10 protein-coding genes and 1 pseudogene are annotated in these 13590 nt (G+C 62.6%); 8 read left to right on the top strand and 3 right to left on the bottom strand.

The features are described 5' to 3' along the window. Positions 1–964: 964 nt before the first annotated feature. Positions 965–1792: an AraC family transcriptional regulator gene (locus ACFPB1_RS24000; RefSeq protein ID WP_379228689.1), complete on the bottom strand. Its 828-nt coding sequence runs from the start codon at positions 1790–1792 to the stop codon at positions 965–967. Positions 1793–2349: 557 nt separating this feature from the next. Between ACFPB1_RS24000 and ACFPB1_RS23995 the strand changes: the two are divergent. From ACFPB1_RS23995 to ACFPB1_RS23985, 3 genes and pseudogenes are all read left to right on the top strand, one after another. Next, positions 2350–2529: pseudogene (locus tag ACFPB1_RS23995) on the top strand (hypothetical protein); the annotation flags it as partial. 412 nt (positions 2530–2941) lie between these two features. Then, on the top strand, positions 2942–4333 hold the full coding sequence (locus ACFPB1_RS23990) for a glycine--tRNA ligase (RefSeq protein ID WP_379228687.1): 1392 nt from the start codon (positions 2942–2944) through the stop codon (positions 4331–4333). A 378-nt stretch (positions 4334–4711) separates the two neighbouring features. Further along, entirely contained in the window at positions 4712–5632 is a 921-nt protein-coding gene (locus tag ACFPB1_RS23985; RefSeq protein WP_379228685.1) for an amidoligase family protein, read from the top strand. Positions 5633–6525: 893 nt separating this feature from the next. Here ACFPB1_RS23985 and ACFPB1_RS23980 read toward each other — a convergent pair. Beyond that, entirely contained in the window at positions 6526–7278 is a 753-nt protein-coding gene (locus ACFPB1_RS23980) for an SDR family oxidoreductase (protein ID WP_379228684.1), read from the bottom strand. Between the two features lie 121 nt (positions 7279–7399). Further along, on the bottom strand, positions 7400–7879 hold the full coding sequence (locus ACFPB1_RS23975) for a carboxymuconolactone decarboxylase family protein (protein ID WP_379228682.1): 480 nt from the start codon (positions 7877–7879) through the stop codon (positions 7400–7402). Positions 7880–8234: 355 nt separating this feature from the next. Between ACFPB1_RS23975 and ACFPB1_RS23970 the strand changes: the two genes are divergently transcribed. From ACFPB1_RS23970 to ACFPB1_RS23950, 5 genes are all read left to right on the top strand, one after another. Next, positions 8235–9683: a spore germination protein gene (locus tag ACFPB1_RS23970; RefSeq protein WP_379228681.1), complete on the top strand. Its 1449-nt coding sequence runs from the start codon at positions 8235–8237 to the stop codon at positions 9681–9683. Continuing rightward, positions 9680–10855 carry a Ger(x)C family spore germination protein gene (locus tag ACFPB1_RS23965; protein WP_379228680.1) on the top strand — a complete coding sequence of 392 codons (1176 nt, stop codon included), beginning with the start codon at positions 9680–9682 and terminating at the stop codon, positions 10853–10855. The genes ACFPB1_RS23970 and ACFPB1_RS23965 overlap by 4 nt, the downstream gene beginning before the upstream one ends. A 3-nt stretch (positions 10856–10858) precedes the next feature. Beyond that, positions 10859–11959, top strand: a complete 1101-nt coding sequence (locus ACFPB1_RS23960) for a GerAB/ArcD/ProY family transporter (RefSeq protein ID WP_379228679.1) — start codon at positions 10859–10861, stop codon at positions 11957–11959. 98 nt (positions 11960–12057) lie between these two features. Then, positions 12058–12930 (top strand): RNA polymerase sigma-70 factor, encoded by an 873-nt coding sequence (locus ACFPB1_RS23955; RefSeq protein ID WP_379228678.1) that lies wholly within the window; start codon positions 12058–12060, stop codon positions 12928–12930. Between the two features lie 122 nt (positions 12931–13052). Continuing rightward, on the top strand, positions 13053–13532 hold the full coding sequence (locus tag ACFPB1_RS23950) for a MarR family winged helix-turn-helix transcriptional regulator (RefSeq protein ID WP_379228677.1): 480 nt from the start codon (positions 13053–13055) through the stop codon (positions 13530–13532). Positions 13533–13590: the final 58 nt, after the last annotated feature.

The following is a 13590-nucleotide window of genomic DNA, read 5'->3' as shown; positions in this document are numbered from 1 at the left end:
CCCCACGTGCGCGGCGGGGCCGGCCTGCGCCGCGAGGCGGCAGCGAGCTCCCGCGTGCGGCGGTGCCGGCCCGCGCCGTGCGGCGGCGGCGAGCTCCCGCGGCGGACTTTCGCGCGGCCACCAGAGCCGTTATTTGCGTCAAAATGGGCTTCCCGACATTTAAGCGGCCACACATTCCGCTATTGGCCCAAAATGTGGCATAATGGCATACCAGACAAGCCAATAAGCGCTCCTGTGGCCGCGAAACGGAGATTTTGCGCCGATTCCCCCAAATAGCGGCTCTCCTGTCCGCATGGCAGCTCTGTTACTCGAACACGGCCACCGGCGGCGCTCATGTAGGTTACTCCATCACCTTCCGGCTCCCAAACTGCCCCCGGGGGCGACCATGTAGGTTGCCTCATCACCTTCCTGCTGCCAAAACTCCGTAAAAAAGAAGCTGCCCTCAGCCAAACGGCTCAGGAACAGCTTCTGGAATCACACGGAGTGCAGCGGAATCAAGCCGAGCTCGGCCGTGTCACGCGGAGCGCGGCGGTGCCACAAAGAGCGCGGCCGAATCCCGCGGTGCGCGGCCAAATCAAGCGGCACGCGGCGATGCCACGAAGAGCACGGCCGTGTCACACGGAGCTCGGCCGTGTCACACGGAGCTCGGCCGTGTCACGCGGCGCGAAGCCGTGTCACGCGGAGCACGGCCGTGTCACGCGGCACGCGGCCGTATCACGCGGTACGCCGCCGTATCACGGCGCAGGCACCGGCACCGCCAGCGTATTCACCGGCGCGGTTCTGACCAGCGCCGATTGTTCGAACGAATAGGCCAGACTTCTGCAGCTTCTGCTCGCCGTAGGCGGGGCCGAAGAACGAAATCCCGACCGGCAACCGGTCCGCGGTCGCGCCCCCCGGGACGGTCACTTCCGGATAGCCCGTGGCGGGCGCCATTAAGAATCGTCACGCAAGCCGCTCCTGCTCCTCAGCGATGGCCGCCTTGCAGCCGGAAGCCCGTCGGGGTCATGCCCGTCTTTTGCTTGAACAAGTTGGAGAAATAGTGCGGGTCGGCGTACCCGAGCCGAAACGCGATTTCGCTGACGCTCAAGCTCGTGTCCCGGAGCAGCATTTCGGCGTGCCCGATCCGCCGCGACAGCAGGTAGCCGTATACAGTAAAGCCCGTTTCCCGCTTGAACACGCGGTTCAGCTGCTTGTACGACATTGCCATGTGCCGGCTGAAGCGCTCCGAATCGAACGGCTCAGCCAGCTGGTCGAGGTACTGCTTGATCCCCTGCGCCTGGTCGGACAGCAGCTGGTTCCGGCTCTTCAGCAGCCGCGAGAGGGCGATCAGGATTTCCGTCAGCACGAGCACGACGCCTTCCTGAACCTGCTCCATGCTGCCTTGCCGGCCGCGCCGGACCAAGCGAAACGCCTTGCGGAACAAGCCTTCGAGCGGTGCGTCGGGCACGAGCGATTTTTCCTTCAGCTGGTACGCCGCGAGCAGGTCGTCGCTGTTGCCCGCGATATTGAACCACAGGTACGTCCAATACTCCTCCTGGTCGGGCAGCGCCGTCACTTCGTGGTAGCTCCCTTTGCGCAGCAGGAACACGTCGCCTTCCTTCGGCCGATGCTCGATGGAATCGACGCGGATCGTCCCTTCCCCGCGAAGCACGTATGCGAGCACCGTGATATCGGCGCGGCTGCGGACGTTGCGATAGTTGGAATGGCAGTAGTTGGTGCCGATCAGCGGTACGGAGACGCCGACGTCCCAGTCCGAAGGAATGGTGTAGACTTCGCCGTGCTTCATGTCCATAATCCTCACTTTCCTCGATCCGGTCTCTGTACCCGCATTATAGCACATGTCCATCATCCCCACCTTTTGTTCCGTATCCCGCATGTCGTGCGGCAGCGCCCGGAAGGGAAATAAAACTATACGCGAAAAAGCAACCGAACCACGTTCGAAGGTGTCCGCAACGCTGCCGGCCGCTAAGCCGGTCATTCGCATGGACGGCGTACCGCGCTTTCGGAGCGCACCGCCCATAGCGCTTCCCGAAGCGCATAGCCCACAGTGCTTCCGAAGCGCATACGTCATTCGACACGTTAGCCGTCCCGTTAGGCGGCAGACACTCCGAATACTTGCGGCCTCGGCCCGCTAGCGTGCAGGACCGAGGCCGCTTAGGGCTTTTTAATATGGATAGTGCCTGCTTGCCGTGGGCCGTTCCGATCGGCGGGCAGCCTGTTCTGCGCTGCGCGGGGGGGCCGTGCGGACATGGCGGCTATATCAGCCTCAGCGCGTTTATCGAATCTACGAATCGGCAATGCTAATAGCACTCACGTAGATTCATAGATTCGGGGATAGGAGCGCTGCCTGTGAAGTGCATTAACTGCAACTCGATCGATATCGGCAAGATCGGCCCCCGCCAGTACTTCTGCTGGAATTGCTGCATCGAAATGAACGTCGTCGGCGATAAGCTTGACGTCTACCAGGTGGAAGAGGACGGCTCGATCAGCTCGCTCAACGATTTGTTCTTCGCGGACGAGACCGCCGAGACCGCCGAGTCCCAGATTACCGAATTCGCCACGCCAATCGAGATCCATTCCGACGGACGCCAGCGTCGCCCCATTGCTTTTTCGCCGGCTTCGCGATAAGATATTCCAAACCATGGAAATTCCTGCAGCGATGGACAATAGTATCCGATCCACCTACTACGCAGCGAGCCGGGGAGCGTGCAAGCCCGGAAGAGGCATCGGAGAAACGGCGGTCCGGAGCAGGATGGCGAACAACAAGGGGGCGCAACCGTCACGGCGGCGTCAACCGGGGTGGAACCGCGGGCGCGAGAGCTCCCGTCCCCGGACATCAAAGCGCGATGGAAGCGCGATGTCCGGAGGCGGGGGCTTTTTTGAATGGGGCTGCACCGCACCCGGCATCGGTCCTTTCAGTGACAAAGAAGGAGCGATGAGCATGATTGACGCCACGAAATCGATGGACAGCATCGTCTCGCTGGCCAAGCAACGAGGGTTCATTTTCCCGGGGTCCGACATTTACGGCGGCCTCGCGAACGCGTGGGACTACGGCCCGCTCGGGGTCGAGCTGAAGAACAACGTCAAGCGCGCCTGGTGGAAGAAGTTCATCCAGCAATCGCCGCACAACGTCGGCCTCGACGCCGCGATCCTAATGAACCCGCAGGTGTGGGCCGCTTCTGGCCACGTCGGCAATTTCAATGATCCGATGATCGACTGCAAAAGCTGCAATAGCCGCCACCGCGCAGACAAACTGATCGAGCAGGCGCTCGGCGGGCAAGGGCAGGAACTCGTCGTCGACGGTCTATCGTTCGACGCCATGCAGGAGCTGATCGCGGCGCACGGGATCGCATGCCCGGACTGCGGCTCGCGCGACTTTACCGGCATTCGCCAGTTCAACCTCATGTTCAAGACGCATCAAGGCGTGACGGAATCGAGCGCGAACGCGATCTATCTGCGCCCGGAGACCGCGCAAGGGATCTTCGTCAATTTCAAGCACGTGCAGCGCGCCATGCGCCGGAAGCTGCCCTTCGGTATCGGCCAAATCGGCAAGAGCTTCCGCAACGAAATCACGCCCGGCAACTTTACGTTCCGGACACGCGAGTTCGAGCAAATGGAGCTGGAGTTCTTTTGCAAGCCCGGTGAGGACCTGGAATGGTTCCGGTATTGGCGGGGCTTTTGCCGGGATTGGCTGCTCGGCCTCGGCATGCGGGAGAGCAGCATCCGGCTGCGCGACCATGCCGAGGACGAGCTGTCGCACTACAGCAGCGCGACGACCGACATCGAATACCGTTTCCCGTTCGGCTGGGGCGAGCTGTGGGGCATCGCGGACCGGACCGACTACGACCTGAAGCAGCATATGGCGCATGCAAGCGAGGACTTTGGCGTCACCGATCCGGACACGAACGAACGGTACGTGCCGTACTGCATCGAGCCGTCGCTCGGCGCGGACCGCGTGACGCTCGCCTTCCTCGTCGACGCCTACGAGGAGGAGCGGCTCAAGGCGGACGACAGCCGCGTCGTGCTGCGGCTGCATCCGGCGCTCGCGCCGTACAAGGCGGCGGTGTTCCCGCTCTCGAAGAAGCTGGCCGAGGGGGCGCAGGGCGTCTATGCCGCGCTGGCCGCCGACTTCATGGTTGACTACGACGAGGCCGGCTCCATCGGCAAGCGGTACCGCCGCCACGACGAGATCGGCACGCCGCTCTGTGTCACGTACGATTTCGATTCCGAGGCCGACGGCTGCGTCACCGTCCGCGACCGCGACACGATGGCCCAAGTACGGCTGCCGATAGCGGAATTAAAGGCATACGTAGCGGCGAGAGTCGCGTTTTGAGCATGGCGAAGCCGCCGCAAGCGGAGAGCCGCAGCGTTCGGTTCGCTTGGCCGTGGACGGTCATGGCGATTTCCGTCAAATGATCGTTCGCGAACCGCCATTGGACTTCGGCCGTCCGGCCTTGCCGAATCGCGGCGGCGACCGTCTCGATTTCTTCGCTGCTGCACGATTTCGGACTCATGTACGTACCTCGTGCCGCTCTTTCGGCGCTTTACCCCTCTTAACGGCTTCTCTCGCAATATGAATACTACCATTACGAACAGGAGGCACCCGATGCCGCACATGAAGATCCCCCGCTAACTCCGCATACGCGCACCCCCTTGCGCTCCCGGTTCGACAACTCGTCATCAGCCGAACCAAGGAAGGGTGCGAATGCCTATGTGGCCGAAACAAGTAGCATGGAACGAACTGCGCTTCGGCGTAGAAATTGAATTTATCGGCGGCCGGCCGGCCGAGCTGGCGCTTCCGCCGGGCTGGGTCATGTCGTTCGATGAGCTGCAGGTGGACGAAGAGGGCGAGGATTCCGGCAGCGAGCTGAAAACGCCCCCGATGCGCTGGTCGGAACGCGAGGCGATCCGCGCCATGCTGGGGCGCCTGCTCGCGCAGGGTGCGCACGCGAACTGGAGCTGCGGGCTGCACGTGCACGTCGGCCTCGAGCCTTGGGGCGAAGCGATCGTGCCGCCGCTCCTGGGCGCGGCCTTGGCCGGCCAAGAGGCGCTCCGGGCGCTGCTGGGCACGAGCGGTCACCGGGCGATGTACTGCCCGCCGGTGACGGCCGCGATGCGCGCGGATTACGCCCGGGCGCCCCGGCCGGAAGCGCTGCGGCGCGCGGGCCGGCCCCAGTCGCACCGCTGCGGCATCAACGCGGCAGCCTGGTACGACATCGGCACGGCCGAGATCCGCTACGCCAACGGCAGCCTCGACTACGGCGAAATCGTCCGCACGGTCGAGCTGTGCCTGCGCTTCGTCGCGGCCGTCGGCGAAGGCCGCGCGCTGCCGGACGCGCCGGACGCGCTGGCCGAAGCGCTCGGCGCGCCCCGGCACGGGTATCCCCCGCCGGCGCCGGCGCCGCGCTGGTTCCGCGAGCGGCTCTGGCTCGAGGACGCCGTCGCGCCGGCGATCGGCGATTTGGCCGAAAGGCTGGTGCCGGGCGGCGAAGTTCTGCACGTCCTGCCCGTTCGCGACGGCCTGCTCGTCGGCCTCGAAGACCCGGACGGCAAGCTGCACCGGTTCGTGTGCAAGCCGCCGGCGGACGGCTGGCAGGTCGTGCGCGCGCTTGACGCCGACATGCCGTCATAATCCGGCGGACTGCCGGCGCCTAGCTCGCCCGTGCGTGCGCCCGATCCGCGCGGACGGCCGGCATGCGGACACAGCGGCGGACGGCAGGCACAGCGCAGGCGCCCAGCATGCCGCAGATGCACTCGCTTCCTGCCGACTAACCGTCTCCCGCGCCGACGGCGGACGCGGAGCACAGCGCAGATGCCCTTGCTTCCCGCCTCAACCCGCGCGGACGGCCGGCATGCGGACACAGCAGCGGCTATTTCGCGTAATCCGAAGCTTTGAGCGATTAAGCGGCCATACGATCCGTTATGGCGCGTCCCGGCCCCCGATTGGCGGGAGTTGGAAGCGAATAAGCGCGCCTGTGGCCGCGAAACTCCGAAATTGCGCAAAAACGCCAAGATAACGGCTCTCCTGTCCGCTCAACCTCGAGCTTGGCGCGATCGCTACACAAAAAAGGGCTGTCCCGCGTCGCCTTACGGCGAACGGGACAGCCCCTTTATGCGTTAACCCGGTTACTTGTCGTCGGTTGCTCACTACTTTGGTCGCTCGTTACCCGGTTACTTGTCGTCGGTTGCTCACTACTTTGGTTGCTCGTTACCTGGTTACTTGTCGTCGGTTGCTCACTACTTTGGTTGCCCGTTACCTGATTACTTGTCGTCGGTTGCTCTTTACCTAGTTGCTCTTTATTTCGCTACTCTTTACCTGCTTGCTCTCTACTAGGTGACTCGCTGCCTGCTTGCTCTCCGTTTACTTGTTAACCGGATCACTTGTTAATCTGCTTGCTAATTAACCGGGTTACTTATTAACCGCCGAGCCGGTCCGCCATCCGCCATGGTCCGGCGACGCCTGCACCCGCGCAGGGCCCCGCCGGTTTACGCAGCCGGCGCTTTTACCCACCCGGCGTTCCCGGCTTATTTCGAGCCGACCAGCCAGTCCGTGAAGCGCGTCGGCGCGATGCGAGGCTTCGAATCGTCGCCCGGAACAAGCGACTTCTCTTCCAGCATCGACCCGTAGTAACGCGCGCCGTTATCCGTGACCACCTGGCGCGGATCGCCTTTCGCCTCCAGGTACAGCCGGACGAGCTGGTCGAAGCGCATCCGCTCCGGACCGGCCACCTCGACGATGCCGTTCGCCGGCTCCGCGACCGCGACATCGGCCAGCGCGGCGGCGACGTCGTCCGAGACGATCGGCTGGAACGAGACGGCCGGCACGCGGACCGTGTTGCCGTCCGTGAACGAATCGGCGATGCCGCCGACGAATTCGGAGAACTGCGTGGCGCGGACAATCGTGTACGGAATGCCGGAAGCGGCGATCAGCTTCTCCTGCGCCAGCTTCGCGCGGAAGTACCCGTTCTCGGGCAAGCCGTCGGTGCCGACGATGGACAGGGCGACGTGGTGCTTCACGCCCGCAGCCGCTTCCGCCGCAAGCAGATTGCGGCTCGACGTCTCGAAGAAGTCCAGCACGGCCTGGTCTTCCCAGGACGGCGCGTTCGCCACGTCGACGACGACCTGCGCGCCGCTCAGCGCTTCAGCCAAGCCTTCGCCGGTCACGGCGTTTACTCCTTTGGACGGTGACGCCGCCACGGCCTCATGGCCCAGCTCGCGAAGGTTATGGACGAGCTTCTTTCCGATCAATCCCGTACCGCCGATCACTACGATTTTCATGTTCAATTCCCCCTAGTCTGTGCTTTCGCAAAGCTCGCGTGGCTATGCTTCCTCTCCTTGCATGGCACCCGCGGCGCCTTCCGCGTCTTCGTCCTTCGTTTAACTCAAGCCCGTCTTTCGCTTAGCTCAAGCCTGCCTTGGTCAGCCCGAACGCGGCGTCGGCCGAGCCCGGCGTCGTCTTGAACGCGACGTTGGCACGGTTCCAGGCGTTGATCGCCATGACCGAGAACGTCAGATCCGACAGCTCCTTCTCGGAAAACTGCTCGCGCACGCGGTCGTACAGCTCGTCCGGTACGCCGTGCTCCGGAATCCGGGTCAGCACTTCGGTCCAAGCGAGCGCTGCGCGTTCGCGCGGCTCGAACAGGTTCGATTCCCGCCAGATGGCGATATGGTAGAGGCGAAGCTCGCTCTCGCCGTGAATTTTGGCTTCCTTCACGTGCATGTCCAGGCAGAAGCCGCAGCCGTTCATTTGGGAAGCGCGGATATGGACGAGATGCTGGATTTTCGCTTCGATCGCGCTATGTTTCTCGGCCGTGCTGAGTCCCATCATCGCTTTGGTCAATTCCGGCGATTGCTGCATGTAATTTAAACGTTGAGTCATGATCTATTCCCTCTCTTCGTTGAATTTGGTATTGCCCCTGCGGCGAATCCTCGTCTGCGAGGCATCCGCCGATCGGAATGTCCCGGTCCCGTCTTGAAGCCGTTTTGTCCGGGCGGCCGCGCTTGAAACCCGGCGTCGTTCCCCCGCGGTTTCGTGCGCCGTGCGCCCCTCCCGATCCGGCTTCATGCATAGAACGAACGAGCGGTGCGGGATGTGACAAGGACGGGCCGCAAGAATATTTTGGCTTCGCAATCCCCCTGCGAAGGACGCTGCAGACAAGCAAAATTTGCATAGCCGCAAGACGCATCGTCCATAATATCCACCATGAAATCTGTAAATAACCGGGGTGACGGCAATGCGAGCCATCGACAGCGATATCGAAGCAAACGAAGCGGATCTCAGGTCGACCTTCGATCACTGTTCGGACATTGTCTTTCGGCCCTACAGGCTGAACGACGGCACGATGCTGCTGCTCGTGTATCTGGACGGCATGACGAGCCTCGACAGCGCGGAGCAAAATCTGCTGAGGCCCCTTCTCTTCGGCGGCCTGCCGCAGGGCATGACGCGCATCGAATCGCTCGCCGAGATGTTCAGCCGCGAATGGATGCCGATCGCGAACGTCAAGACGGTCGATTGCATGGAAGATCTTGTCCGGCATATCCTGCTCGGAGCCTTGGCAATGCTGGTGGACGGCGAATCAACCGCGCTGGCCGTGTTCGCGCCGGGCTACGAGACGCGGGGCATCCAAGAGCCGCACAAGGAGTCGACCCTTCGAGGATCGAAGGAAGGCTTCGTCGAACTGCTCCGGACGAATATGACGCTGCTCCGGCGAAGAATCGTGCACGAGGGGCTGAAGCTGGAGTCGTTTACGCTCGGCACGTATACGCAAACCGAAGTCGTCCTGGCTTATATCCGGGGGAAGGCGTCCGCGCGCGTGCTTGCGGAAGTCCGGGACAGGCTCGGGAGGATCGAGACCGACGGCATCATCGATTCCGCTTACCTCGAAGAGTGGATCGAGGACCATTCCTTCTCCCTCTTCCCGCAGATTCAAAATACCGAACGCCCGGACATCGTCGCGGCCAGCCTGCTCGAGGGGAAGGTCGCCCTCCTGGCGAACGGAACGCCCTTCGCCCTTATTATGCCCATTACATTCTGGTCGGGACTGCAGTCGGCCGACGATTATTTCGAGCGCTTCGTCTTCGTCATCCTAACCCGAATGGTCCGCTACATCCTGACCTTCATCTCGTTCGCCTTGCCCGCTCTCTACGTCGCGTTGTCCACCTTCCATCCGGAAATGGTGCCGAGCAATCTCATGATCGGGATCGCGACCGCCCGGGAGAATTCGCCGTTTCCGACCGTAATCGAAGTGCTCCTCATGATGTTCGTCTTCGACGGCCTGCAGGAGGCCGGCGTCCATCTGCCGAACCAGCTCGGTCCGATCGTCAGCATCATCGGCGCGCTCGTGATCGGTCAAGCCGCCGTCGAAGCCGGCATCATCTCCACGCCGATCATCATCGTCATCTCGCTGACCGGCATCGCGGCGTATACGATTCCGCGGTACAGCGCCACCTTGCCGTTCCGGCTGCTCCGGTATCTCATGCTGATCTTCGCCGGCTGGCTCGGCTTCGTCGGCTTCGGGTTCGGCATCATCTTCCTGCTGCTCCATCTGGTCATGCTGGAATCGTTCGGCACGCCGTTCTTCAGCCCTGTCGCGCCGTTCGACGGCCCGCGGATCAAGAACCTGCTCGTCCGTTATCCCTTCTGGGCGAAGAGCGGCCAGAGCAGGAAAGGACGCCGCTCGTGATCCGATTCGCGCTCCTGGCGAGCGCTCTGCTCCTGCTTGCGGTTCCGGCCGCCGGCTGCACCGATTTCGTCGAGCCGAACCAATTGGCCTTCGTCCTGGGGAGCGGCCTGGACGCCGCGGAGGACGGCCTGATCGAGGTCAGCCACCAGATCGTCATTCCCTCGCGGCTCAAGGGCAGCAGCTCCGGCAAAGTGGATCAATACGTCGTTATGTCGGCCAAAGGCAAAAACCTGTACGACGCCAGCCAAAAAATCCAGCTCAAGCTGTCCCGCCGGCTGATGACGAGCCACCGGATTTTGATTGCCTGCGGCGAGGCGTTCGTCAAGCAAAACGACATCGGGCTGTTATACGATAAAGTCGGCCGCGACCCGACGAACAACTTAAGAGATACCATCCTGATGATTCGCGGCGGCACCGCCAAGGAATTTCTCATGCGGAGGCATCCCATGGAATCTCTCCCCAGCGTCGCGGCGGAGAAGGAGCTGCAGATCAACGGCCTCCGCAAATTCAGCGCCCGGCAGCTCGTCATCGACAGCCTCGCCGGCGGAACCCGGCCCCTCCTGCCGTTCTTCCGCATAGAGAACGTCGAGCTGCGCCCGGACAGCAGGACGCCGGTCTCCGCCCTGAGCGGGTTCGCCGTCCTGAACGAGCAGCGCCGGATCCAGGGCTACCTGGACGACGCCGAAGGCGGACGTGCCGTCTGGATGAGCGGGAGAGGCAGCTTCGACGCCGTCACCCTTCCGTGGAAGGACACCAAAGGCACCCTCTCGTTCCGGCTGACGCATATCCGGCGGAAGCTTCGCGCGGCCGGCGGCCAGGCGCCGGGGCGCGTCGAGCTGACCGTCCAGGCGCAGGCGTACCTGCTCGAGAACACCACCGCCCTCGACATGGCCGAGGTGGACAATATGATCGCCGTCCAGCAGTACTTGAACGCGGAAGTCAGGAAGCAGCTGCAAGGAACGATGGACAAGGTTCGGGGGTGGGGATCCGATGTCTTCGGTATCGGCGAGTATCTGCATCGCCGCTATCCGTATTGGTGGAAGACGCACAGGACCGATTGGGACAACGGCTTCAAACGGCTCGACGTCGCCGTCGAGGCGAAGATTCATCTCCGGTCGGTCGGCGCGGTCGGCGCACCGTACAAGAAAAACGAGGAAAGGGCGTGGCGATGACGGATGAAAATTAGCGGCTACCAGCTGTTCTGGCTGATCAACATCTCCTCCCTAATCACGTATTCCTACCTGCCTATTCATCTGGCCGCGGAAGTGTCCGCCCAGGACTGCTGGATCTCCGAGCTGGTCGGCGGCGCGGCGATGATGGCGATTACGTGGTTGATGCTCCGGCTCTGCATCCGGCATCCGGACAAGACGCTGGTCGGCTTCATGAAGGAGCTGCTCGGAACCGTGCTCGGCAAGCTCCTCGCGACGGGTTATTTCGCGCTCTGGTTCATGCAGCTGTCGCAGATCGCGAAAGGCACCGTCGAATTCCAAAACCTGGTCATGCTGCACAACACCCCGATGATCGTCATCCTGCTGCTGCTGCTGTTCACGGTAACGTACGCGGTGTGGAAAGGAGGCCTCGTTGCCGTCAGCCGCTGCGCGGAAGTCATCGGTCCGATCCTTCTGTTCACGCTGTTCGCGCAGCTGTTCCTGAACCCGCAGGACATGGAGGTCAGCCGCATCCTGCCGGTATACGCCGATTCGGGCTGGTATCGCATCCTCCTAGGCGCATGGCACTCCTTCTACTACATGATGGACCCTTCGATCGTGCTGATGCTGTTCTTCTTCGCCGAGAACAAGCGCACCGCCTCGCGCGCGGTCATCTGGGGGACGGCAGTCTCGATGCTGTGGGGGGTAGTGGCCACGCTGGTCGTGCTGTTCGTGACCGGTCCGGACATGGCCGCCGAGATGACCGTTCCCATCTATTCGCTGACCAAATTCGTGTCCATTCTGAACTTTATTCAGAACATCGACGCGGTCTACATCCCGTTATGGCTGCTCGGCGCCTTCGTCAAGCTGGCCGTCGGCTTGTTCATTCTGAGCTACGGCCTGTCCGAGTGGTCCGGGTTCAAGAACTGGAAGCTGATCGCCATCCTGATGACTTGCGCATCCGTAGGGTGCATCCTCTACAGCGGGCATCATTTCCGGCTTGCCCATACGCTCAAGAACCCGTATCTGGTCAATTACTTCTATCCCTTCGTCTACTTGGTCGTTCCCCCGCTGTTATGGGCCGTCAGCAGCATACGGAAGGGGCGCCGGGCAGCGGGCATCCGGTAGGCTTGTCACAAAGCTTGTCACAAAACGGCGCCCGAGCTCGTTTCATGAAAAGGCGCGGCCCGCGCCGAACGCAACATGAAGAGAACGGAAGTGGTACGATGCAAGAACTGTATACCAAATATAAATCGCTGCTGTTTACGCTCGCCTACCAGCTGACCGGATCCGTGACCGACGCGGAGGACGCCGTACAGGACGTCTTCCTGAAAATCTACGACGTGCCGCCGGAGAAGCTCGCCGAGCCGAAGGCCTATCTCTGCAAGATGGTCACGAACCGCTGCCGCGATCTGCTGAAATCCGCCCGGAGAAAACGGGAACAATATGTCGGCGAATGGCTGCCCGAGCCGTTCCTGACGTCGCCCGACGATTCGATGGAATCGTCGGTCGTGCGCGACGATCTGCTCTCCTACGCGATGATCGTGCTGCTCGAACGGCTCAGTCCGTCGGAACGGGCCGTGTTCGTCCTGCGCGAGGCGCTCGGCTTCGACTACCAGGAGATCGCCGGGCTCGTGGACAAGAGCGAACCGAACTGCCGCAAGCTGTTCAGCCGCGCCCGCGCGAAGATGGGCATCGCGCCCGAAGAGCTCGTCCGCACGGAAGCCGAGACAGCCGGCAGCGAGTGGGTGCAGGGCTTCCTGGCCGCGCTCAAGCAGGGCAACCTGAACGGCTTGATGTCCATGCTGAGCCAGGAGGTCGAGCTGGTCACCGACGGCGGCGGCAAGGCGAGCGTCATTCCCCGGCCGATCGCGACCAAGAGGCGCGTCGCGGCGTTCCTGCTCGGTCCGCTTCGCCAGATCGCGACGCGGGCCGGAGAGCTCGCGATCGAGCTCGTGCAGCTGAACGGTCAGCCCGGGCTGATCCTGCAGACGGACGACGGCGTCCGGTCCGCGGTGCTGTTCCACGTCGAAGGAGACGCGATCCGGAATTTCTACGTCGTACGGAATCCCGACAAGCTGGCGCATATCGGCGCTTGAGCCCGTGGCGGAAGCGGGCCGGCAAGCGCAGGAACGATTCCCCAGTTGACAATCGTATGCCAGCCCATTATTGTTAGGGTGCTAATAGTTAATGATCTAATCATGGAACAGGCGATCGCATATTGCATGCTCTAGGTCCCCGCACGTTAGGAGGTTGTCGTATCGAGAAATGGGCTCCTTTCGAAAAGCCGCAGCCGGCCGTCGACGTTTTTCTGACGCTCTATAAGACCAGCCACCGGCTGGTGCAGGCGCTGGAGGAGCAGCTCGGCAGCTTCGAGCTGACGCTCGGCCGGTGGTGCCTGCTGGTCGCTCTGAAGTCCGGCGGCCGAGCGATGCTCCCTTCCGAGCTGAGCGACGATCTGGCCGTCACGCGGGCCAACGTCAGCAATTTACTGAACGCCCTCGAGAAGGCCGGCCGGATCGAGCGGGAATTCGACCCTGCCAACCGGAAGCGAATACTCGTCCGTCTCACGCCGCTAGGCCACGAGGTCATCGCGAACGTCTGGCCGGTCTACGAGCAGACGATCGCCCGGCTGGTCGGCGGCAAGCTCGCGCCGGACGAGCAGGCGCAGCTGAGCGCCCTGCTCAAGAAGCTGGTGTAACGCTGCGATTACGAGATGAATACCGTTCCTTCCATGGAGGAAGGGCGTATTCCGTCCT

Origin of the sequence: Paenibacillus sp. GCM10023250, assembly GCF_042653205.1 — a bacterium.
Classification (GTDB): Bacteria; Bacillota; Bacilli; order Paenibacillales; family Paenibacillaceae; genus Paenibacillus_Z.
Note: the sequence above shows the minus strand (reverse complement) of the source record. Positions and strands in the feature narration are given on the sequence as shown.

What these genes read in the sequence shown, in the direction of transcription:
- ACFPB1_RS24000 (WP_379228689.1), bottom strand. Translation starts at nt 1,792, where the DNA reads ATGGACATGAAGCACGGCGAAGTCTACACCATTCCTTCGGACTGGGAC.
- ACFPB1_RS23990 (WP_379228687.1), top strand. Translation starts at nt 2,942, where the DNA reads ATGATTGACGCCACGAAATCGATGGACAGCATCGTCTCGCTGGCCAAG.
- ACFPB1_RS23985 (WP_379228685.1), top strand. Translation starts at nt 4,712, where the DNA reads ATGTGGCCGAAACAAGTAGCATGGAACGAACTGCGCTTCGGCGTAGAA.
- ACFPB1_RS23980 (WP_379228684.1), bottom strand. Translation starts at nt 7,278, where the DNA reads ATGAAAATCGTAGTGATCGGCGGTACGGGATTGATCGGAAAGAAGCTC.
- ACFPB1_RS23975 (WP_379228682.1), bottom strand. Translation starts at nt 7,879, where the DNA reads ATGACTCAACGTTTAAATTACATGCAGCAATCGCCGGAATTGACCAAA.
- ACFPB1_RS23970 (WP_379228681.1), top strand. Translation starts at nt 8,235, where the DNA reads ATGCGAGCCATCGACAGCGATATCGAAGCAAACGAAGCGGATCTCAGG.
- ACFPB1_RS23960 (WP_379228679.1), top strand. Translation starts at nt 10,859, where the DNA reads ATGAAAATTAGCGGCTACCAGCTGTTCTGGCTGATCAACATCTCCTCC.
- ACFPB1_RS23955 (WP_379228678.1), top strand. Translation starts at nt 12,058, where the DNA reads ATGCAAGAACTGTATACCAAATATAAATCGCTGCTGTTTACGCTCGCC.